This is a genomic window from Paraburkholderia sediminicola (genome assembly GCF_046027825.1).
GTDB classification, from domain to species: domain Bacteria; phylum Pseudomonadota; class Gammaproteobacteria; order Burkholderiales; family Burkholderiaceae; genus Paraburkholderia; species Paraburkholderia sediminicola_D.
In genome coordinates, this window is the sequence record NZ_JAQQDU010000127.1 from 1 (window position 1) to 20,893 (window position 20,893).

Genomic DNA, 20,893 nt, shown 5'->3' on the forward strand with positions numbered 1-20,893 from the left:
CTCGAGGCACTCTAGGCAGACGAGCTGACTGTCCATGTGGCGACAACTGATCGGGTCGGTGCCACAGGAGGGAATATACAAGTAGGCAAAAGAAAGCGGCTCGAACCCCCTGCTAAGCGGGTCTCTCGCACAGTAACAGTAGTGGTGCATCTGGAATCCGTGCCCTCGCACATTCGGCCCTGGTGACAAGGGAGTCATACTTCCGGCGGCGCTGCGCGCGCCGAACGGTACTTCTTAAAACCGCCTGCTGAGGTTTTGCTCTCGCATTTTGACCGGCACCATGGCCGCTTGCGGACCTCGCCTTCCAATTGCCTGGGCGCTTCGCCGCGGCGAGCCGATGGCACCCACCGTGCCCAACCGAAGCTCCAGGTTTCCCATGCAGACCCATCCGCGACGCACGCAGTGCGGAGTGGGAGCCGATGAACCCTTTGTCACTCACGCGGAGTGTGCGAGGGCACGGATTCCAGATGCACCACTACCGTGGCTGTGCGAGAGACCCGCTTAGTAGGGGGTTCGAGCCGCTTTCTTTGCTTATCTTTCTTTGCGGCGGCAAAGAAAGTAAGTGCCGCCCCGCACAGGGGCGACGCTAATAGACCACTAAGAAAACAAGGAAAGGCCAACGCCACAGGCGCACAGAAACAAGCGCCGCGCAGGCAAAAAAACCAAAAGCAAAGCCCAACGCCGTAGGCATACAGACAAGAAAGCGCCGCACAGGCAAACACATCAAGAAGAAAAGGCGCCAAAAGCCAGGCGCCCCGACGGCAAAGAACCCCCTGCCGGGCAGGCAAAAACCTATGATTAGGTGAAACCCCCAACCTTGACAACCCGCCCAAAGGGCAACCATAATCGCTTCAGCGTTCGCTAATCGAATCAGTGTTCACATATCGAACAAATCGACAACGAACAAACCCAAGGCGCCAGCCCGCATCCTCAACCGGCGAGCCGCCGCCAGCACCGGCCCGGAGACCGTTCCGCCAAAGCCCTTGCCTGCCAAGGCAAAAGCCCAGCGGCGCGTAGCGCCCCAAAAGGAAATTCGACATGATCAACAAGATTTTCGAGTCACTTCAATCGGCAGTCGCCGATGTCCAGGACGGCGCAACCGTCATGATCGGTGGCTTCGGCACGGCCGGCATGCCCTCCGAGCTGATCGACGCACTCATCGAACAAGGCGCGCGCGAACTCACCATCGTCAACAACAATGCCGGTAACGGCGACATCGGCCTCGCAGCGCTGCTCAAAGCCAAACGCGTGCGCAAGATCATCTGCTCGTTCCCCCGCCAAACCGATTCGTATGTGTTCGACGCGCTCTATCGCGCCGGCGAAATCGAACTCGAACTGGTGCCGCAAGGAAATCTCGCGGAGCGTATTCGCGCGGCAGGCGCGGGCATCGGCGGGTTCTTCACGCCCACCGCTTACGGCACCAAGCTCGCGGAAGGCAAGGAAACGCGCCTGATCGATGGCAAGCATTACGTGCTGGAGTCGCCGCTGCATGCGGATTTCGCGCTGATCAAGGCGTTCAAGGGTGACCGCTGGGGCAATCTGGTCTATCGCAAGACCGCGCGCAACTTCGGGCCGATCATGGCAAGCGCGGCGAAAACGGCCATCGTGCAGGTGTCGAAAGTGGTGCCGCTCGGTGAGCTCGACCCGGAAAATATCGTCACGCCAGGCATCTTCGTGCAACGTGTCATCGAAGTGCCGCAAGCTGTGCATCAAGCCGAGCTTGCATCCGCGACCGCCGCCTGAGGAGACCGACATGAAAAAACTGACCCGCGATGAAATGGCCAAGCGCGTTGCCCAGGATATCCCTGAAGGCGCTTATGTGAACCTCGGTATCGGCGTGCCCACGCTGGTGGCCAACCACCTCGCCGCCGACACGGAAATCTTCCTGCACAGCGAAAACGGCCTGCTCGGCATGGGCCCGGCACCCGCAAAGGGCGAGGAAGACGACGAACTGATCAATGCCGGCAAGCAGCATGTCACGTTGCTCACGGGCGGCGCCTACTTCCATCACGCGGATTCGTTCGCAATGATGCGCGGCGGCCATCTGGATTTCTGCGTGCTCGGCGCGTTCCAGGTGTCGGCGAAGGGCGATCTGGCGAACTGGCACACCGGTGCGCCCGACGCAATTCCGGCGGTCGGCGGCGCCATGGATCTGGCGATCGGCGCGAAGCAGGTCTACGTGATGATGGAACACCTGACCAAGCAGGGCGAAAGCAAGATCGCGGCGGAATGCACGTACCCGGTGACGGGCGTGGGCTGCGTCGACCGCATCTATACAGACCTGGCGATGATCGACGTCACCGACAAGGGCCTCGTCGTACGCGAGATCTTCTCGGACATCGACTTCGATGCGCTGCACAAACTGACCGGCGTGCCGCTGATCGACGGCACACAAGCGGCTCGCGCGGCCTAAGCACCGGCGCCGCGGGCGTTTGCGCGCTTGCCTTGCAGCGAAGCCGAAACACTCGCGAGGCAAGCGGAATGCGCGCGCGGCGCGAGCGTCCCGCTGCCACTGTCCAGAATGCGTATGACGCACGCTTCCTGCGCGTCATCCGACGTTGCGGCGCATGCGCATATAGGGCACATGCGGCGTATCAGGCACATACGACACGTCCGGCTCGCTGTCACGGCAATGTTCGGTGCACGTCGCGTCCGGCCCGCTGTCACGGCAATGTTTGGTGCGCGACACGTGCGGCCCGCTGTCGCGGCGATGTTCGGCGCATGACGCATCCCGCCCGCCATCGCGGCGATGTTGGGAACACAATGCGCCACAATGCCGTGTGCGGTACGCTCTCGTTAGATAGCGCCTGGGGGCGCGCCTCGCAGCGCGTCCAGATCGCCCCGGCGAAACCTTCACTTCCGATTTCCTCATCGACGCCACCATGCTCGACTCCAGCGCCCGTCTGACCGGCCTCCTTTGCGGCACGCATCCGATGAACGACATCTGGGCGCCGCGTGCCACGCTGCAACGGATGCTCGATGTCGAAGCGGCGCTTGCGCGCGCTTCGGCGGCACATAACGTGATTCCGCACACGGCAGTGGCCGCGATCGAGGCAGCCTGCCAGGCCGATCAGCTCGACGCCGACGCACTCGCGCGCGACGCGGCACTCGGCGGCAACCTCGCGATTCCCCTCGTCAAACAACTCACCGCGCGCGTCAAAGCGGCGGACGCCGAAGCGTCGAAGTACGTCCATTGGGGCGCGACGAGCCAGGACATCATCGATACGGCAACGGTGCTGCAATTGCGGGACACCTTCGATCTGCTCGACAGCGGTCTGCAAGCGACGTGCGATGCGTTGGCGACACTCGCGGCCACCCATCGCGCGACGCCGATGATCGGCCGCACCTGGTTGCAGCAGGCGTTACCCATCACACTCGGCCTGAAATTCGCGCAATGGCTCGACGCGTTGCTGCGTCATCGCGAGCGGCTCGATGCATTGCGCACTCGCGTGCTGGTGCTGCAATTCGGCGGCGCGGCGGGCACGCTGGCAAGCCTGCGCGACGCGGCGCCGCATGTCACGCAATCGCTGGCTCAAGAACTCGATCTCACTGTGCCGACTTTGCCGTGGCACACGCAGCGCGATCGCATCGCCGAAACGGCGTCGCTGTTCGGCATGCTGATCGGCACACTCGGCAAAATCGCGCGCGATATCTCGTTGCAGATGCAAACCGAAATCGACGAACTGGCCGAGCCCGCCGCAGCAGGCAAGGGCGGTTCGTCGACGATGCCGCACAAGCGCAACCCGGTCGGCTGCGCGGCGGTGCTAACGGCCGCGACACGCGCGCCGGGGCTGGTGGCCACCGTGTTCGCCGGCATGGTGCAGGAACACGAGCGCGCACTCGGCGGCTGGCAAGCCGAATGGGACGCGCTGCCGGATCTCGCGCGCCTTGCGGGCGGCGCGCTCGCGAACATCGAGCAGATCGCCGCGGGTCTCAACGTGAATGTGCCGCGCCTTGCCGCGAATCTCAATGTCACGCACGGATTGATTCTCGGCGAAGCGGTGATGCTCGCGCTTGGCGACAGCATCGGCCGACTCGATGCGCATCATTTGGTCGAGCGCGGCTCGAAAGCAGCAATCGCCGAGCGCAAGACGCTCTTCGACGTGCTCGCGGCGGACCCGGCTGTGACCGAACATCTTTCGATCGAGCGTCTGACGCAACTGCTCGATCCCGCTCAATACGTCGGCCAGGCACACGCTTATGTGGACGCCGCGCTGGCCCTTCATCACACGCGCGCCAAGCGCGCCACTTTCAAGGAGTAACCGGCATGCCCTACGCCGCAGTCAACGGTACCGAGCTTCATTATCGAATCGACGGTGACCGTCACGGCAATGCGCCGTGGATCGTCTTGTCGAATTCACTCGGCAGCGATCTGTCGATGTGGACGCCGCAAGTCGCGGCGCTGTCCAAACACTTCCGCGTGCTGCGCTACGACACGCGCGGTCATGGTCACTCGGAAGCGCCCAAGGGCCCATACACGATCGAGCAACTGACCGGCGACGTGCTCGGCCTGATGGATACGCTGAAGATCGCGCGCGCGAATTTCTGCGGGGTGTCGATGGGCGGCCTCACCGGCGTCGCGCTGGCCGCGCGTCACGCGAATCGCCTCGAGCGCGTCGTGCTGAGCAATACGGCGGCGCGCATCGGTTCGCCGGAAGTGTGGGTGCCGCGTGCCGCGAGAGCTCGCGCGGAAGGCATGCTCGCGCTGGCCGACGCGGTCCTGCCGCGCTGGTTCACCGCCGATTACATCGAACGGGAACCGGTGGTGCTTGCCATGATTCGCGATGTGTTCGTGCACACCGACAAGGAAGGCTATGCATCGAATTGCGACGCCATCGACGCCGCCGACCTGCGCCCTGAAGCCCCCGGCATCAAAGTGCCTGCGCTCGTGATCAGCGGCACGCACGATCTGGCCGCAACGCCGGCACAAGGCCGTGAACTGGCGCAAGCGATTCCGGGCGCGCGTTATGTCGAACTGGACGCCTCGCATATTTCCAACATCGAAAAGGCCGACGCCTTCACGAAGACCGTGCTCGACTTCCTGACGGAGCAGAAATGAACGACGAAGACCGCTATGAAGCCGGGCTCGATGTGCGCCGCGCGGTGCTGGGCAGCGCACACGTCGACCGGTCGCTCGCGAATCGCACTGAGTTGACTGAAGAGTTCCAGAATCTGATTACCCGCTATGCGTGGGGCGAAATCTGGACGCGCGAAGGTTTGCCGCGTCACACACGCAGCCTGCTGACCATCGCGATGATGGTCGCGCTCAATCGCAGCGAAGAACTCGCATTGCATTTGCGTGCCGCGAAGAACAACGGCGTGACGCGCGAACAGATCAAGGAAGTGCTGCTGCAAACCGCCATCTATTGCGGCGTGCCGGCGGCTAATTCCGCGTTCCACCTGGCCGATAAGCTGTTCCGCGAAGACGACGCCGCAGCGGCGAAGGCGTAACAATGCTGCAGCAGGGGCGCGGCGCGTGGTCGCGCTGACACTGGCCGGGTGCCGCGCTGTCACGGTGTTCAGTCTTCGCGACTGCCGTTGCGCCGTCGAATTTCCCCGCCGGAATGAAACGGCACAAAGCACGATGCGAAGCCTGAGGCCTGAGGCCTGAAGCGTGCGTCAAACGAAACGCGCTTCAGGCAATCTTGCTCTCATTCATCACTGCCGTTTCAGCCGGCAGTTGCAAGCGCACCGCGCGCAACACCGTATCCTTGATGACCTCGCGCCAATGCGCGAGTGCGGCCTTGTCCATCAGCGGTTCACCCAGAAACGCACCCAGCGTGTACTGATTGGCGTTATAGAAATAACCGAGCGACGCGATCATCAGGTACACATCACGCGCTTTGACGTCGTTACGAAAGACGTTTTGCGCTTTGCCCGCGTCCAGTAACTGTTGCACGACCGAAATCGCATAGCCCGAAATCTCCTTCAGCTTTAACGATTTCTTCGCGTGCTTGCCCTGATGCAGATTCTCGCTCGACAGCAGCGTGACGAACTCAGGATGATCGAGGTAGTACTGCCAAACGAATTCGACCATCTGCTCGAGGCCGTGCACGGGATCGTCCAGATCGAGATCGAGTTTGCTTTCGGCTTCGTTGAACTGCGTGTAGATCGTCTCCAGGACTTCGACAAACAATTGTTCCTTGCTGCCGAAGTAGTAGTAGATCATCCGGTCGTGCGAACGCGCGGCCTTCGAAATACTTTCGACCCGGCCGCTTGCATAGCCTTGCTTGGCAAAGACCTTGATTGCCGCTTTGAGAATCTTGGCGCGCGTGTCTTGCGCCTGTTTCGCTCGGATGCCGATAGCGCCGGGCTTGCGGGCGGCAGTGGGACTCATGGCAGTCTCGGATCTCCTGGTTGGCGTCAGGTTGAGCGGTATGCGACGCAGCCGCCAAGGCACACTTAGGCACACTTGAACACGGTGCGCCTTCATCATACAGCCCATATTGCGCGCGACGAAATGCCCTGCAGGATCACATGCTTCGGCGTAGATTGAAGCGTGATTCATGCGGCGATGCCGCGCCGCAGCATTCAGGTGTCCGCCGGGAAACTCGTTGCGCAGTCTATTTTGATCGAGTAGATTTCAAGCAAGTTTGGTGTAGCGGATACTACACGAACGGTAAGTGACCGCAACATGGAAGAAACGCGGATCATGCGAACGTCCCTTCAGGCAGGGGCTATTCGTCAGCCGGGCGGGACCGATTGTAGTGTCGTCGTATGGGAACCCCACCATGACAGAACATACGAAGGTCGATTTCGGTGCGGAAAGCGTCGACGGCGAAACCGCCTCGACGCCGGGTCCGACCGTGCTCGAGAAAGCGGCGCCGCGCAGCGAGCGGATGGCCTCGAACAAGATCGAATGCAATGCGTGCCCGGTGTTGTGCCAGATATCGGAGGGCCGCACCGGCGCGTGCGATCGTTATGCGAATGCGGATGGGCGGCTGATTCGCGTCGACCCCGTGGTGTTTCTGTCGCGCGCGGCGGGTTTGCCTCAAGCGATCACCAACAGTGCGGACACCACGGTCGAATTTGGTGCATCGTCTGAAGTGCACGATCCTGCCGCGGAACAGGCGCTGTTTGTCACCGGCATTGGTGCATCGTCTACGTATCCCGACTACAAGCCCGCACCTTTCATCGTTTCCTCGAAGCTCGACGACGTCGACATGATCACCGTCGTCACCGAGGGCATTTTCAGCTACTGCAGTTTCAAGGTGAAGATTGATACCGACCGCTTTCTCGGGCCGGAGCAATCGAACGTGCGTTGCCAGGGCGAGATCGTCGGCCATGTGACCACGGCGGAGTACGGCTCGCAGATGCTGAGCCTCGGCGGTGTGCATCACCTGACCGGCGGCAGCAAAAAAGAAGGCCGCGTGACGTGCGACATGATGCTCGCGCTCGGCAATAAGGAAGCAGTGGAATTGACCATCGACGGCGGTGCGAGTCTGGTGATCCGCGCGGGAGCGGCGCCAATTGTCGACGGCGTCGAAGAACAGCGTATGCGGGTGGGCTGCGGGTCGGCCACCATTGGCATCTTTGCGAAGCAATGGTTCGGTCACGCGGACGAAGTGGTCGTGGTCGACGATCACATTACCGGCGTGCTGACGGAACACCAGGCGGGCCGCTGCCTCGGCATGACGCGCTCAGGTCTGAAGATTCGCGGACGCAAATCGACCCCGGGCCGTTATTTTCAGGTGGCGAACCCCGGCACCGGTTGGGGTGGCACCGACATTCATGATCCGTTGGCGATTGTCGAAGGTTTCGATCCCGCCGTGGCGAAACCGGGCATGCGCTTGCTGATGGTCTCGACCACCGGCGAACACGCACAGTGGTACGAGCTCGACCAGGACCTCGTGCCGCGCATCGCAACCATGCCGGATGCTGTGCGCCGGACGGTCGAACGCATTGGCGAAAACTGCGAGCCGTCGCTTGCGACGGTGCTGTTTCTCGGCGGCGCAGGCGGCAGTTTGCGAGCTGGGGCAACGGAAAACCCGGTCCTGCTGACGCGCGCGATCAAACAGAAGCTGGTGAACGTAACATGTGGCGGTGCGCCAGCCTATGTGTGGCCGGGCGGCGGCATCACCGTGATGGTCGATGTCTCACGCATGCCCGATCGATCGTTCGGCACCGTGCCAACACCCGCGATTGTCGCGCCGATCGAATTCACCATGACGTATGACGCGTATCGCGATCTCGGTGGCCATCTCGACGCGGTGCGTTCGCTGGCAAGCGTACTGGCGAACGGACCGGAACATACGGAAGGGGCGCCGCTCGGGCGCAGGACCCTGGCGCGCAATCCGGACAACCCGTGGCCGCCCGCCATGCCGCCGATGCTCGGCTAACGGCGATACCATGACCGACACGACGAACGTCACAAACACGACGAGCGCGATGAACGCAACCCGCACCCAGCTCGACGCGGCCCGCTGGCATTGGCAGCATGGGCCCATCGATCTGATCCTCAGCGCGGACGGCGAAGCCTCTGCGGTGCAGGCCGCTTACGAGGCGTGCTGGGCGCGTTTTGTCGACGTGTTGCCTGAGTTGGTCGGCGAGTTGAAGCTGCTTCGGCGGCCTGTGCCGGGCAACGCGGCGCATAGCGACTGCGTGCTGAAAGGCCCGGTCGGCCGCCGCATGTGGAGCGCATGTCATCCTCACCGCGCGCGCTACATCACGCCGATGGCGGCCGTTGCGGGCAGCGTCGCCGACGAACTGATCGCGTCGTTCGCACGCGAAGGGATAGCGCGCGCCTTCATCAACAACGGCGGCGACATCGCACTCTATTTGACCGAAGGCCAGCAGTACCGCGTTGGCGTGTTTGCCGATCTGGCGGCATTCTCCGGTGCGAGGCTGTCAGCCGATCAAGCTTTAGACGCAAACCTGACGCTCGACGCCGCCATGCCAATTCGCGGCGTCGCGACCAGTGGCTGGCGTGGGCGCAGCTTCAGCCTGGGGATCGCCGACAGCGTGACGGTGCTCGCCCGCAACGCCGCCGCTGCCGATGCCGCCGCGACGGTAATCGCGAATGCCGTTAATCTGGAGCATGCGGGCATCGTGCGCAGGCCGGCTTCCTCGTTGAAGGACGACAGCGATCTCGGTGACATGCTGGTGACGGTCGACGTGCCGTCCTTGCCGCAAGCGCTGATCGATTTCGCGCTGGCGTGCGGTGTCGACGCCGCGCAACGCTTACAGGAACAAGGCTTGATCGAAGGCGCCGCGCTGTTCCTGCAAGGGCGGGCGCGCGTAGCGGGTACCCATCACCAAGGCGCGTTGTTCAGGAATCGCGCTGGAATAACAACGGAGGCTCCGTGTTCGAAATACGCCGCGTGCTGACGCACGTCGAAGACATTTTCCACGAGTTCGGCCCTGCGCCCGCGCAGCCGCTGCGGCGCGGCGCGATTGCCGCCGTCATGACGAATCCGTTCGCCGGCCGCTATGAAGCCAGAATCGAACACGCCATGGACGCGCTCAAGCCGATCGGCCTCGACATGGCACAACGGCTGCTGGCAGCGATGGCGGTGCCGCACGCGTCGATCGAAAGCTACGGCAAGGGAGCAATCGTCGGCTCGCGTGGCGAACTCGAGCATGGCGCGTTGTGGCATGTTCCCGGTGGCTATGCCATGCGCGAATTGCTGGAGAAGAACGGCGTGCCGACCAATGCTATCGTGCCGTCGACCAAGAAAGTCGGCGCACCTTCCACCGCGCTCGATGTGCCGCTGACTCATGTCAACGCGAGCTACGTGCGCAGCCATTTCGATGCGATCGAAGTGCGCGTGCCCGGCGCGCCCGCCGCGGACGAACTGGTGGTTATCCTTGTGATGAGTACGGGCCAGCGTGTGCACGCGCGTGTCGGCGGGCTGGCGAAAGAGGCGATCGTGGGCAAGGACGGCTTGCGCTGACCGGCGCTTGGACCACTTAATTCGCTGCAGCATTGAATTCAAGCACTGCGCTCAAGCAATAATCTGAAGCATTCAGGCAGAACACGCATCGATACCCGGAGATCGAAATGGCAATCAAGCTTCGCAAGCTGGTCGTGCAGGTCGATGAAACACACATTGAAATGGGGCAGACTATCGAGCCGCCGACGCGCCGTGCAGTCGCCATTGCGGTGATCGATAATCCCTATGCGGGTCGCTATGAGGCCAAGCTGGACGCACTGATCGAAGCCGGTGAGGAGCTGGGTGCGTTGCTCGGCAACAAGTGCGTCGAAGCGCTGGGCATCAAGCCGGGCGAAGCGCAAAGCTACGGTAAGGCGGCAATTGTCGGGGAAGCCGGCGAACTCGAACATGCAGCAGCGATTCTTCACCCGAAGCTCGGTGCCCCGCTGCGGGTCGCGGTCGAAAAGGGCGCGGCACTGGTGCCGTCGGCGAAAAAAATGGGTACGCTCGGCACCGCGATCGACGTGCCGCTTGGCCACAAGGACGCCGCCTTCGTGCGCAGTCATTTCGACGCAATCGAAGCGAGAGTGTCGGACGCGCCGCGCGCGAATGAAATCGTCGTAGCGGTCGCGGTGACGGCCTCGGGCCGGCCGCTGCCGCGCATCGGCGGCTTACAGGTGAGTGAGATCAAGGGCGAAGACGGTTTGCGCTGAGTTACTTCAAGGGTCGCGATGCTTTCGAATTTGCTGGTACAGCTGGTCAACGGACTCGCCGACGCGTCGACGCTGTTTCTCGTCGCCGCCGGTTTGTCGCTGATCTTCGGCGTGACGCGCATCGTCAACTTCGCGCACGGCTCGTTCTATATGTTCGGCATCTATGTCGCGTATAGCATCGCGAGTCGTTTCGGCCATACGGCGGGTGGGTTCTGGCTGTCGGTTCTGGCTGCCGCGCTGGTCGTCGCGGTGCTCGGCGCGCTGGTCGAAATGATCGTGTTACGGCGTATCTACCAGGCCCCTGAGCTGTTTCACCTGCTGGCGACATTCGCGCTGGTGCTAATTTTCCGCGACGCCGCGCTGTGGCTGTGGGGTCCGGAAGACCTCTTCGGACCCCGTGCGCCGCATCTGGCAGGCGCAGTCGATTTTCTTGGCCATCCGCTGCCGACTTACGATATCGCGCTGATCGTGATCGGGCCGGTGGTGTTGCTGCTGCTCTGGTATGCGTTGACGCGTACACGCTGGGGCACGTTAGTGCGCGCCGCGACGCAGGATCGCGAGATGCTCGGTGCGCTTGGCATCAATCAGGCGTGGCTGTTCACCGGCGTGTTTTTTGTCGGCGCGTTTCTCGCCGGCCTGGGCGGCGCGCTGCAAGGGCCGCGGATGTCGGCGAATCTGTCGCTGGATCTGGAGACCATCGGCAATGCCTTCGTCGTGGTGGTGGTCGGCGGGATGGGGTCGATTCCAGGCGCGTTTGTCGCGGCGTTGCTGATCGCGGAAATCAAGGCGCTGTGTATCGGCATCGGGCATGTGTCGGTGTTCGGTATCGATCTGTCGCTGAGCCGCTTTACGCTCGTCGCAGAATTTGTCGTGATGGCGGTGGTGCTGGTGGCGCGGCCTTGGGGCTTGCTAGGGAAGGCGAGCGCCGCGGTGCGTGGCATGGCCGCGCCAGAAGCGCCATTACGGCCTGCCGGCAAGCGCCTGAAGTGGTTGGCGGCAGTCACGTTGCTGGTGTTGGTACTCGCGCCGCTTGCGGCCAATGCGTTTCCCTACATGCCGGTACTGCTGGTTGAAATCCTGATCGCCGTGTTGTTCGCGACGAGTCTGCATTTCATCATGGGGCCCGGCGGCATGCATTCGTTCGGCCACGCAGCGTACTTCGGCCTGGGCGCCTACGGCGCCGCGCTGTTCCTCAAAGTTCTGAATTTGCCGATGGAAGCCGCGTTGCTGCTCGGGCCTTTGCTTGCAGTGGCCGGCGCGCTTGTGTTCGGCTGGTTTTGCGTGCGTCTCTCTGGCGTCTATCTTGCGATGCTGACACTTGCGTTCGCGCAGATCGTCTGGTCGGTTGTGTTCCAGTGGGACGACGTGACGGGTGGCAGTAACGGCATTCTCGGCCTATGGCCGTCGAACTGGCTGTCGTCGCCGGTCGCTTTCTATTATCTGACGCTTGCCTGCGCCGTGGTCGGTGTATGGCTGCTGCGCAAGATGCTGTTCTCGCCGCTTGGCTACGCGATGCGGGCGTCGCGCGATTCGGTGCTGCGCGCCGAGGCGATCGGCATCGACGTGAAACGCGTGCAGTGGGCGGCCTTCGTCGTCGCGTCGCTGTTTTGCGGGCTCGCCGGATCGCTTTATGCCTTCTCCAAAGGGACGATTTCACCTGAGGTGATCAGCGTGAGCCGCTCGGTGGATGGCCTCGTAATGGTGCTGCTTGGCGGCTTGCAGACGTTGACTGGCCCGATCGTCGGCGCGGCCGTGTTCACGTGGTTGCAGGACACCGTCGCGCGGCAAACCGATTACTGGCAGGCATTGCTGGGTTTCACGATCCTGCTGCTAGTGATTGCCTTTCCGCAGGGCATCGTCGGCTTCATTCGCGAGCGTTTTGGCGACGATACGGTGGATAAGGCTGAAGAGCGCGCCTCATCGCCATCGCAAGCTACGGCGATCAAGGAGGGGCTATGAGCTTGCTGCGCGTCTCCGGCCTCTCCAAATCGTTCGGCGGCCTGAAAGCGGTCGACGATGTGTCTTTCGATCTCGAAGCCGGTCAACTGCTGGCGCTGCTGGGTCCGAATGGTGCGGGCAAGTCGACCTGCTTCAACATGGTCAATGGGCAACTGCAGCCGTCGTCCGGTTCGATTCGTCTCGACGATCATGAACTGGTCGGCATGCGGCCGCGCGATATCTGGCGGCTGGGCGTCGGCCGTACGTTTCAGATTGCCGCGACCTTCAATTCGATGACCGTTCTCGAAAACGTGCAGATGGCCCTGGTCTCGCGTGAACGCAAGACCTTCGGCCTATGGAAACCCGCGGGCTCGCGCTACGCCGATGAGGCCATGACGCTGCTTGAACAGGTCGGCATGGGCGCCGACGCGAACCGCGCGTGCGGCGTGCTCGCCTACGGCGACGTCAAACGCGTTGAACTCGCTATCGCGCTGGCGAATCGCCCGAAGCTGTTGTTGATGGACGAGCCCACTGCCGGCATGGCGCCAAAGGAGCGCAACGAACTGATGGCGCTGACCAAGCGTCTCGTCACTGAACACAAAATCGGCGTGCTCTTTACCGAGCACAGCATGGACGTCGTATTCGCGTACGCCGATCGCATGATCGTGCTCGCGCGTGGCAAGCTGATTGCCGAGGGCGACGCCGAAACGATCCGCAACGACGCGCGTGTGCAGGAAGTCTATTTCGGCACCGGCAAGACTTTTCAGCCACACGCGCCGCTGCATGAAGCGGCAGGCGGTGCTCAAGGACAAGGAGCGCTGCAATGAGCGAGCCGATGCTGAAAGTCTCCGGCCTCAACGCGTTCTATGGCCGCGCGCATATTCTGTTCGACGTTGGTCTGGAGGTCGGCCGCGGCGAAGTCGTCGCACTGATGGGCCGCAACGGCGCTGGCAAATCGACGACGATGAAAGCGGTGATGGGTCTGCTGCCGCGTCGTCAAGGCGAGGTGCGGTTTCGCGGGCAGAACATTACGGCGTTGCAGCCGTATCGGATCGCACGCATGGGCATGGGTTTCGTCCCCGAAGACCGCCGCGTGTTCTCGGACCTGACGGTGATGGAAAACCTCGACGCAGGCCGTCAACCGCCACGCGAAGGCGCGCCGCAATGGACGCCGGAAAAGCTGTTCCGCCTGTTCCCCAATCTCGGCGAAATGCCGAAACGTCCCGGTGGCCAGATGAGCGGCGGTGAGCAGCAGATGCTCACCGTTTCACGCACGCTGATGGGCAATCCGTATCTGGTGCTGCTCGACGAACCGTCCGAGGGCGTCGCGCCCGTGATCGTCGAACAGATGGCAAACATGATTCTCGAACTCAAGCGCGAAGGGCTCTCGATTCTGTTGTCCGAACAGAACCTGCACTTCGCGGAGCTGGTCAGCGACCGCGCGTACGTCCTCGAAAAAGGACAGATCCGCTTCAGTGGCACGATCGGCGAACTCGCAAAGAACGAAACAGTGCGGCGCGCTTATCTGAGCGTGTGATTCCATCGGCGCACGAGGCGTGCAGGGTGTGCACGCAGGTGGCGCCGGGCAGTCGTTGCGAAAGGAGAAGCAGATGGCAGCAGAGACGTTGACAGGCTTGTCGGGCAAGGTCGTGATAACGAACATCGGTCTGCTGTTATCCGGCGATATCGATCAGCCGATTCTCGATGCGGACACGCTGGTGATTGACGACGGCGTGATCGTCGCGGTCGGCCGCGAGAAAGACTGCGATCTCGAAGGCGCGCGGACTACGGTCGATTGCAAAGGCACCACCGTGGCGCCAGGCCTGATCGACTCTCACGTGCATCCGGTGTTCGGTGACTGGACGCCGCGCCAGAATCAGATGGGCTGGATCGAATCGAATCTGAACGGCGGCGTGACGACGATGATCTCCGCCGGCGAAGTGCATTTACCCGGCCGTCCGAAAGACGTCATCGGCGTCAAGGCGCTGGCTATTACCGCGCAGCGCTCGTTTGAAGGCATGCGCGGCGCGGGTGTCGGCGGCGGCGTAAAAGTCATGGCGGGTGCGCCGGTGATCGAGAAGGGCATGGTCGAGGAGGACTTCAAGGAGCTCTCGGAAGCGGGCGTGAAGCTGCTCGGCGAAGTGGGTCTCGGTAGCGTGAAGGGCGGCGAGGAAGCGGGGCAGATGGTTGCGTGGGCACGCAAGTACGGCATTCAAAGCACGATTCACACGGGCGGTCCGTCGATTCCCGGCTCGGGTCTGATCGATAGAGACGTAGTGCTCGCTGCCGACGCGGACGTAATCGGTCACATCAATGGCGGTCATACGTCGCTGTCCTACCGGCACGTCTGCGATCTGTGCGAGCAATCGAGCCGCGCGCTGGAGATCGTTCACAACGGCAATGAACGGATCGCGCTGCTCACCGCACGCCATGCGATCGAATTGAAGTGTCCGCATCGAATCATCCTCGGCACCGATAGCCCGGCGGGTTCCGGCGTGCAACCGCTCGGCATTCTGCGGATGATTGCGCTGATCTCCAGCCTCGCCGACATCCCCGCTGAAATCGCCTTCTGCTTCGCGACCGGCAACACCGCGCGGCAACGCAATCTGCGCCAGGGTCTGATCGAAGTCGGCCGTCCCGCCGACCTTGTCTTCATGGACCGTGCGCAGCACACGGCCGCCGATACGCTGCTGGAAAGCGTGCAACTCGGCGATATTCCTGGCGTCGGCATGGTGATGATCGACGGTTTGATCCACTGCCGGCGCAGCCGCAATACACCACCGGCGACCGAAGTGCCGGTGGTGCTTTGACCGCGCGCCGCACGGCGTGGCCGGCATTGTCATGAACCGCCCGGCGCCACTCACGCTGCACGTCAACGGTGCGACGTATCGTGTCAATGCCGCTGCCGACACGCCGTTGCTTTATCTGCTGCGTAACGACCTCGCGTTGAACGGTCCGAAATTCGGCTGCGGCCTCGGCGAATGCGGCGCATGTACGGTGTTGCTCGACGGCATGCCGACACGTTCGTGCGTGACGACTGCCAAGGTTGCATTGGGGCGTGAGATCACCACGCTCGAAGGACTGGGCACGCGTGCCGCGCTGCATCCGGTGCAGCAGGCTTTTATCGAAGAACAGGCCGCGCAGTGCGGCTATTGCCTGAACGGCATGATCATGACCGCCAAAGCGTTGCTCGATCGCGATCCGCATCCGAGCGTCGAGACGATCCAGCGGGAGTTGTCGCGCAACCTCTGCCGTTGCGGTACGCATGTCGAGATCGTGCGTGCGGTGCAGCGCGCGGCTGAATTGCTTGCTGGACAGTCGACGTTGCCTAACGGAGTGCACGCATGACGGGGCCGGATTTCAGCGTCGATCGACGGGCCGCGCCGCTATCGCGGCAGCAACTCCATGACGCGCAGAATGTGCTCATCATCACGCGGCCGCCGCAGGCGCCCGTGAAACCGGCGATGGGTCAGCCGGGGTCGCGTTCGTCGTTCGTGCCTACCGATGCGGACATGTTTCTCGTGGTGCGTGGCGACGGCAGCGTGGTCGCGTTCAACGGTCACGTCGATCTCGGTACCGGCATCGGCACGGCACTCGCGCAGATCGTCGCCGAGGAACTGGATGTGCCGCTGACGCGCGTGTCGCTCGTGCTCGGTCACACCAGCGAAGCGCCGAATCAGGGGCCGACGATCGCAAGCGCGACGATCCAGATTTCGGCGGTGCCGTTACGGCATGCAGCGGCGCAAGCACGGCAATTTCTGCTGGCGGAAGCGGCGGCGCGTCTCAATCTAAGCGTCGAGCAACTCGACGTGCGAGACGGTGTGGTCGTTCCGCGCGACGACCACACTGCAAAAGGCCTGAGCTACGGCGAATTGATCGCCGAGCGGCGCATCGAATTGACGCTTTCCACCGATGCCCCTTTGAAATCGCCGGACGCGTACAAGATTGTCGGCAAGAGCACGCCGCGGGTCGATATTCCGGCGAAGGCAACCGGCGAATTGAGTTTCGTGCACGACGTACGTGTGCCGGGCATGTTGCACGGCCGCGTTGTGCGGCCGCCCTATGCGGGTATCGCACAGGGCGACTTCATGGGTAACAGTCTGCTGCATGTGGACGAAGCGTCGATCAGCGATTTGCCCGGTATCGTCAAGGTCGTGGTGATTCGCGATTTCATCGGCATCGTGGCTGAGCGGGAAGAGATCGCTCAGCAGGCGGTGAAACGATTGAATGTGAAGTGGAAAACCGTAGAGGGTTTGCCGCCGCTCGAAACCAGCGAGGAAGTGGAAGCAGCGTTACGAGCGAATCCGGCCAAACGACGCGATCTGGTGATCGAGGGCGATATCGACGCAGCGCTCGCGCAAGACCTTGCTCGAACGCTGGAACGCACCTACGTATGGCCGTTTCAGATGCATGCGTCGATTGGGCCGTCGTGCGCGGTGGCCGACTACCGGGATGAGAACCTGAAAGTCTGGTCGGGCACGCAGAATCCCCATTCGCTGCGCGCCGATCTCGCGTTGCTGATGGCACTGGACGAAGCGCACATCGAAATCGTGCGCATGGAGGCGGCAGGTTGCTATGGCCGCAATTGCGCGGACGATGTCGCCGCCGATGCCGCGTTGCTGTCGCGCGCGACCGGCAGTCCGGTGCGTGTGCAACTATCGCGCGAAGACGAGCATGCATGGGAACCCAAAGGTGCCGCGCAATTGATGGACGTGCGCGGCGCCTTAGATGCGGAAGGGGAGCTTGCGGCGTACGACTTCGCGACGCGCTATCCATCGAACGATGCCCCCACGTTAGCGCTGCTGCTCACCGGGACCCTCTCGGCGCAGCCACAGGTATTCGAAATGGGTGACCGCACGGCCGTGCCGCCGTACGACTACCGGACCATGCGTATTGTCTGTGACGACACGCCGCCGATCGTACGCGCGTCGTGGCTGCGGGGCGTGTCGGCTTTGCCGAACACCTTCGCGCATGAGTCTTTCATCGACGAACTCGCGGCCGAAGCGGGCGTCGATCCTGTCGAGTTTCGGCTCAAACATCTTACCGATCCGCGTGCGATCGATCTGGTCAAGGCAGTGGCCGAGAAAGCGGGCTGGGCACCTCGTAACGTTGCATTGCAAGAGGCTCAGGAAGATGGCGACATTGCGCGGGGCAGAGGCTTCGCTTACGCCCGTTACGTGCATAGCAAATTCCCCGGCTTCGGCGCGGCATGGTCCGCGTGGGTGGCCGACGTCGAGGTCAATCGCAAGAGCGGCGAACTCGTGGTGACGCGCGTGGTGGTCGGCCAGGACACCGGCACAATGGTGAATCCTGACGGCGTACGTCATCAGATACACGGCAATGTGATCCAGGCGACCAGCCGCGCGCTCAAAGAACGCGTGACGTTCGGTGAGAATGCCGTGACGAGCCAGGAGTGGGGCGCGTATCCGATCCTGACGTTCCGTGAGGTGCCGGTAATCGACGTGGTGATGATGCCGCGCCACGGCGAACCGCCGATGGGCACCGGCGAATCGGCTTCACTGCCTGGCGCCGCCGCGATAGCCAACGCGCTGTACGACGCGACAGGTGTGCGTTTTCGTAGACCGCCGTTCACGCCTGAGACAATTCGCGCCGCGCTCGCCGACGCGCAAGCAGAAGAAGCGGCGGCGCGCAGAAAGAAGCATTGGCGGCTCGGTTTCCTCGGCGCAATCGCTGCGGGCGCGGCCGGTTGGCTAGGCGCATTGGCTTTGACTCCGCAAGTCATTGCACCGATTACGCCGCCCCTCGCGAGCGCGTTTGCGCCCGAACTGGTGGCGCGCGGCAAACTGCTGGCGGCGTTGGGCAATTGCGCGGTTTGCCATACCGCGCACAACGGCGTGCCGAACGCGGGCGGCAAACCGCTCGACACGCCGTTTGGCACGGTCTACAGCACTAACATCACGCCCGATGGACAGACGGGTATCGGCACATGGTCGCTCGATGCATTCGTGCGGGCAATGCGCGAAGGTATCAGCCGCGACGGGCATCGTCTGTATCCTGTGTTCCCTTACACATCCTTCAGGAATACGTCCGACGACGATCTGAAAGCGCTCTATGCGTACCTGATGGCGCAAACGCCAGTGCGTTCCCGTCCGCCGGAAACGAAGCTGGCCTATCCGTTCAGCGTGCGTCCGTTGATGGCCGCATGGAACGGGCTGTTCATCCGGCGCAATACGTTGACTGCCAGCGCGACGCAAAGTGCGCAATGGAATCGCGGCGAGTATCTCGTGAACGGCCTCGGCCATTGCAGCGCATGCCATACCCCGCGCAATGCTTTTGGCGCCGAGAAAACCGGCGCGGAATTCATGGGCGGCGGCATGGCGGAAGGATGGGAAGCGCCCGCGCTGTCGTCGCTTTCCAACGCTCCCGTACCCTGGAACGAAGACGAACTGTTCAGCTATCTGCGCAATGGTCACGCGTCGCTGCATGGCGTCGCGGCCGGGCCGATGGCGCCGGTCGTCAGCGATCTGGCGGCGCTGCCTGACAGCGACATTCGCGCGATGGCCACGTATCTGGCATCTTTGAATCCTCTAGAGCCCAACGCCAATCCCGCGGCAATGGCGCGTCAGTACGAGCAGGCCAGCACGATTACAGGCACGACAACAGGCCTCGGTGCACGTCTCTTTGACGGCGCGTGTGCCGCTTGCCATCACACTGGCAGCGGGCCGCAATTGTTCGGTGCGCATCCGTCGCTGGCGCTTAACACGAATCTGCACAGCACGACGCCTGATAATCTGATTCGCGTGATTCTCGAAGGGATCGGCTCGCCTGCGCGCCCCGAACTCGGTACGATGCCGGCTTACCGGGACAGTTTCAACGATGCCCAGGTCGCCGAGCTCGTGTCATACCTGCGTCAGCAATTTGCGGGTGGCAAGCCGGCATGGCAGGACGTCACGGCGAGCGTCGCCAGAATCCGCGCGACGCCGCGGGCTGAGTGAATTCGCCAAACGCATTGCAGTACCCCTTGCAGCACAGTTCGCAACACGGCTCGTCGAACGAATCGCGAGACACTTGAACGCTTTATAAGAACGACCGCATTCCCGCAATCCTTTTGATAACGGAGAAACGCATGACCACGCGCGCAGGATGGATCTCTCGCCTTACGGTTTCAACGGTTCTATCGCTTGCTGCTGTCGGCGCGAGCGCCCAGCAGACCATCAAGATTGGCGAAATCAACAGCTACAAAGCTCAGCCTGCCTTTCTCGGGCCTTACAAGAACGGCTGGAATCTGGCGCTCGACCAGGTGAACGCGGCGGGCGGCGTACTCGGCAAACAACTCGAAGTGGTGTCGCGCGACGACAACGGCAATCCGGGCGACACGATCCGCGTCGCGCAGGAGTTGATTGCGCGTGAGCAGGTGCAATTGCTGTTCGGCGGTTTCCTGTCGAATACGGGCCTTGCGCTGACCGACTTCGCGAAGCAGAAGAAGATTTTCTTCCTCGCGGCCGAGCCGCTGACTGACAAGATCGTTTGGGCCGACGGCAACAAATACACGTACCGTCTGCGTCCTTCGACGTATATGCAGGTGGCGATGCTGGTGCCGGAGGCGTTGAAGCTGAAGAAGAAGCGCTGGGCGCTTGTGTATCCGAACTACGAGTACGGGCAATCCGCGGTGGCGACGTTCAAGAAGCTGATGACGGCGGCGCAGCCGGACGTGCAGTTTGTTGCCGAACAGGCGACGCCGCTGGGCAATGTCGACGCAGGTGCGGTCACGCAGGCGATTGCGGATGCGAAGCCGGATGCGATTTTCAACGTGCTGTTTGGTGCCGATCTCGGCAAGTTTGTGCGTGAGGGCAATACGCGCGGATTGTTCAAGGATATCAGCGTGGTTTCGTTGCTGACCGGCGAGCCGGACTATCTCGATCCGTTGGGTGCGGAGGCGCCGACGGGCTGGATCGTGACGGGCTACCCGTGGTATTCGATCGATACGGCGGCGAACAAGAAGTTTGTCGATGCGTATCAGGCGAAGTATCACGACTATCCGCGGCTGGGGTCGGTGGTGGGGTATTCGGCGTTGATGTCGATTGCGGCTGGGATCAAGAAGGCTGAGTCTACGGATCCGGATAAGCTCGCTGCTGCGTTTAAGGGGCTGGGGGTGGAGACGCCCTTTGGGCCGATTACTTATCGGGCGCAGGATAATCAGTCGACGATGGGGGCTTTTGTTGGGGTTACCGGTCTTAAGGATGGGAAGGGTGTGATGACTTCTTATCGGTATATTGACGGCGCTAGTGTGCAGCCGTCGGATGCTGAGGTTAAGAAGTTGAGGCCTGCTGAATAAGGTTATTTTTTGCCTGCGCGGCGCTTTGGTTGTTTTTTTTGCGGCGTTGGCCTTTTCTTGTTTTCTTAGTGGTC

General features: G+C 62.3%; 17 protein-coding genes. 16 read left to right on the forward strand and 1 reads right to left on the reverse strand.

Features of this window, described 5'->3' with window-relative positions:
• Nucleotides 1–1,038: 1,038 nt before the first annotated feature.
• From PQQ96_RS37945 to pcaC, 5 genes are all read left to right on the forward strand, one after another.
• Nucleotides 1,039–1,743, forward strand: coding sequence for a 3-oxoacid CoA-transferase subunit A (locus PQQ96_RS37945; RefSeq protein WP_408301941.1), 705 nt, complete (start codon nt 1,039–1,041; stop codon nt 1,741–1,743).
• A 10-nt stretch (nt 1,744–1,753) separates the two neighbouring features.
• On the forward strand, nt 1,754–2,413 hold the full coding sequence (locus PQQ96_RS37950; RefSeq protein ID WP_408301943.1) for a 3-oxoacid CoA-transferase subunit B: 660 nt from the start codon (nt 1,754–1,756) through the stop codon (nt 2,411–2,413).
• Between the two features lie 469 nt (nt 2,414–2,882).
• Nucleotides 2,883–4,262 carry a 3-carboxy-cis,cis-muconate cycloisomerase gene (locus tag PQQ96_RS37955; protein WP_408301945.1) on the forward strand — a complete coding sequence of 460 codons (1,380 nt, stop codon included), beginning with the start codon at nt 2,883–2,885 and terminating at the stop codon, nt 4,260–4,262.
• A gap of 5 nt (nt 4,263–4,267) precedes the next feature.
• Complete coding sequence (gene pcaD, locus PQQ96_RS37960; protein ID WP_408301947.1) at nt 4,268–5,059, forward strand: 3-oxoadipate enol-lactonase; 792 nt, start codon at nt 4,268–4,270, stop codon at nt 5,057–5,059.
• Nucleotides 5,056–5,451, forward strand: coding sequence for a 4-carboxymuconolactone decarboxylase (gene pcaC, locus PQQ96_RS37965; RefSeq protein ID WP_074286498.1), 396 nt, complete (start codon nt 5,056–5,058; stop codon nt 5,449–5,451). The genes pcaD and pcaC overlap by 4 nt, the downstream gene beginning before the upstream one ends.
• 184 nt (nt 5,452–5,635) lie before the next feature.
• Here the strand turns inward: pcaC and PQQ96_RS37970 are convergent, their stop codons facing one another.
• The gene (locus PQQ96_RS37970; RefSeq protein ID WP_408301949.1) at nt 5,636–6,337 is read right to left on the reverse strand and encodes a TetR family transcriptional regulator; all 702 of its coding nucleotides are present in this window, start codon (nt 6,335–6,337) and stop codon (nt 5,636–5,638) included.
• Nucleotides 6,338–6,731: 394 nt separating this feature from the next.
• On the opposite strand from PQQ96_RS37970, the gene PQQ96_RS37975 reads away from it, so the two are divergent.
• The 11 genes from PQQ96_RS37975 (at nt 6,732) to PQQ96_RS38025 (ending at nt 20,819) form a co-directional block, all read left to right on the forward strand.
• The gene (locus tag PQQ96_RS37975) at nt 6,732–8,339 is read left to right on the forward strand and encodes a 6-hydroxynicotinate reductase (RefSeq protein WP_408301951.1); all 1,608 of its coding nucleotides are present in this window, start codon (nt 6,732–6,734) and stop codon (nt 8,337–8,339) included.
• A 49-nt stretch (nt 8,340–8,388) separates the two neighbouring features.
• Nucleotides 8,389–9,327, forward strand: coding sequence for a UPF0280 family protein (locus PQQ96_RS37980; RefSeq protein ID WP_408301967.1), 939 nt, complete (start codon nt 8,389–8,391; stop codon nt 9,325–9,327).
• On the forward strand, nt 9,303–9,893 hold the full coding sequence (locus PQQ96_RS37985) for an amino acid synthesis family protein (RefSeq protein WP_408301953.1): 591 nt from the start codon (nt 9,303–9,305) through the stop codon (nt 9,891–9,893). The genes PQQ96_RS37980 and PQQ96_RS37985 overlap by 25 nt, the downstream gene beginning before the upstream one ends.
• A 107-nt stretch (nt 9,894–10,000) precedes the next feature.
• Nucleotides 10,001–10,585: an amino acid synthesis family protein gene (locus tag PQQ96_RS37990; protein ID WP_408301954.1), complete on the forward strand. Its 585-nt coding sequence runs from the start codon at nt 10,001–10,003 to the stop codon at nt 10,583–10,585.
• Between the two features lie 18 nt (nt 10,586–10,603).
• The gene (locus PQQ96_RS37995) at nt 10,604–12,544 is read left to right on the forward strand and encodes an ABC transporter permease (RefSeq protein WP_408301956.1); all 1,941 of its coding nucleotides are present in this window, start codon (nt 10,604–10,606) and stop codon (nt 12,542–12,544) included.
• Entirely contained in the window at nt 12,541–13,350 is an 810-nt protein-coding gene (locus PQQ96_RS38000) for an ABC transporter ATP-binding protein (protein ID WP_408301958.1), read from the forward strand. The genes PQQ96_RS37995 and PQQ96_RS38000 overlap by 4 nt, the downstream gene beginning before the upstream one ends.
• A complete protein-coding gene (locus PQQ96_RS38005; protein ID WP_120307090.1) occupies nt 13,347–14,060 on the forward strand; it encodes an ABC transporter ATP-binding protein in 714 nt (237 codons plus the stop codon). Before PQQ96_RS38000 ends, PQQ96_RS38005 begins: the two co-directional genes overlap by 4 nt.
• Before the next feature lie 73 nt (nt 14,061–14,133).
• Entirely contained in the window at nt 14,134–15,333 is a 1,200-nt protein-coding gene (locus PQQ96_RS38010) for an amidohydrolase family protein (protein WP_408301960.1), read from the forward strand.
• 31 nt (nt 15,334–15,364) lie between these two features.
• The gene (locus tag PQQ96_RS38015) at nt 15,365–15,871 is read left to right on the forward strand and encodes a (2Fe-2S)-binding protein (protein WP_408301962.1); all 507 of its coding nucleotides are present in this window, start codon (nt 15,365–15,367) and stop codon (nt 15,869–15,871) included.
• Nucleotides 15,868–19,479, forward strand: a complete 3,612-nt coding sequence (locus PQQ96_RS38020; protein WP_408301964.1) for a molybdopterin cofactor-binding domain-containing protein — start codon at nt 15,868–15,870, stop codon at nt 19,477–19,479. Before PQQ96_RS38015 ends, PQQ96_RS38020 begins: the two co-directional genes overlap by 4 nt.
• 131 nt (nt 19,480–19,610) lie before the next feature.
• Nucleotides 19,611–20,819 carry an ABC transporter substrate-binding protein gene (locus PQQ96_RS38025; protein ID WP_408301965.1) on the forward strand — a complete coding sequence of 403 codons (1,209 nt, stop codon included), beginning with the start codon at nt 19,611–19,613 and terminating at the stop codon, nt 20,817–20,819.
• Nucleotides 20,820–20,893: the final 74 nt, after the last annotated feature.

Bases quoted from the DNA above. Each gene is read 5' to 3' on its own strand.
- pcaD (WP_408301947.1), top strand. From the start codon at position 4,268: ATGCCCTACGCCGCAGTCAACGGTACCGAGCTTCATTATCGAATCGAC.
- PQQ96_RS37980 (WP_408301967.1), top strand. From the start codon at position 8,389: ATGAACGCAACCCGCACCCAGCTCGACGCGGCCCGCTGGCATTGGCAG.
- PQQ96_RS38010 (WP_408301960.1), top strand. From the start codon at position 14,134: ATGGCAGCAGAGACGTTGACAGGCTTGTCGGGCAAGGTCGTGATAACG.
- PQQ96_RS37995 (WP_408301956.1), top strand. From the start codon at position 10,604: ATGCTTTCGAATTTGCTGGTACAGCTGGTCAACGGACTCGCCGACGCG.
- pcaC (WP_074286498.1), top strand. From the start codon at position 5,056: ATGAACGACGAAGACCGCTATGAAGCCGGGCTCGATGTGCGCCGCGCG.
- PQQ96_RS37970 (WP_408301949.1), bottom strand. From the start codon at position 6,337: ATGAGTCCCACTGCCGCCCGCAAGCCCGGCGCTATCGGCATCCGAGCG.
- PQQ96_RS37950 (WP_408301943.1), top strand. From the start codon at position 1,754: ATGAAAAAACTGACCCGCGATGAAATGGCCAAGCGCGTTGCCCAGGAT.
- PQQ96_RS37975 (WP_408301951.1), top strand. From the start codon at position 6,732: ATGACAGAACATACGAAGGTCGATTTCGGTGCGGAAAGCGTCGACGGC.
- PQQ96_RS37945 (WP_408301941.1), top strand. From the start codon at position 1,039: ATGATCAACAAGATTTTCGAGTCACTTCAATCGGCAGTCGCCGATGTC.
- PQQ96_RS38000 (WP_408301958.1), top strand. From the start codon at position 12,541: ATGAGCTTGCTGCGCGTCTCCGGCCTCTCCAAATCGTTCGGCGGCCTG.
- PQQ96_RS37955 (WP_408301945.1), top strand. From the start codon at position 2,883: ATGCTCGACTCCAGCGCCCGTCTGACCGGCCTCCTTTGCGGCACGCAT.
- PQQ96_RS37990 (WP_408301954.1), top strand. From the start codon at position 10,001: ATGGCAATCAAGCTTCGCAAGCTGGTCGTGCAGGTCGATGAAACACAC.
- PQQ96_RS38015 (WP_408301962.1), top strand. From the start codon at position 15,365: ATGAACCGCCCGGCGCCACTCACGCTGCACGTCAACGGTGCGACGTAT.
- PQQ96_RS38025 (WP_408301965.1), top strand. From the start codon at position 19,611: ATGACCACGCGCGCAGGATGGATCTCTCGCCTTACGGTTTCAACGGTT.
- PQQ96_RS38020 (WP_408301964.1), top strand. From the start codon at position 15,868: ATGACGGGGCCGGATTTCAGCGTCGATCGACGGGCCGCGCCGCTATCG.
- PQQ96_RS38005 (WP_120307090.1), top strand. From the start codon at position 13,347: ATGAGCGAGCCGATGCTGAAAGTCTCCGGCCTCAACGCGTTCTATGGC.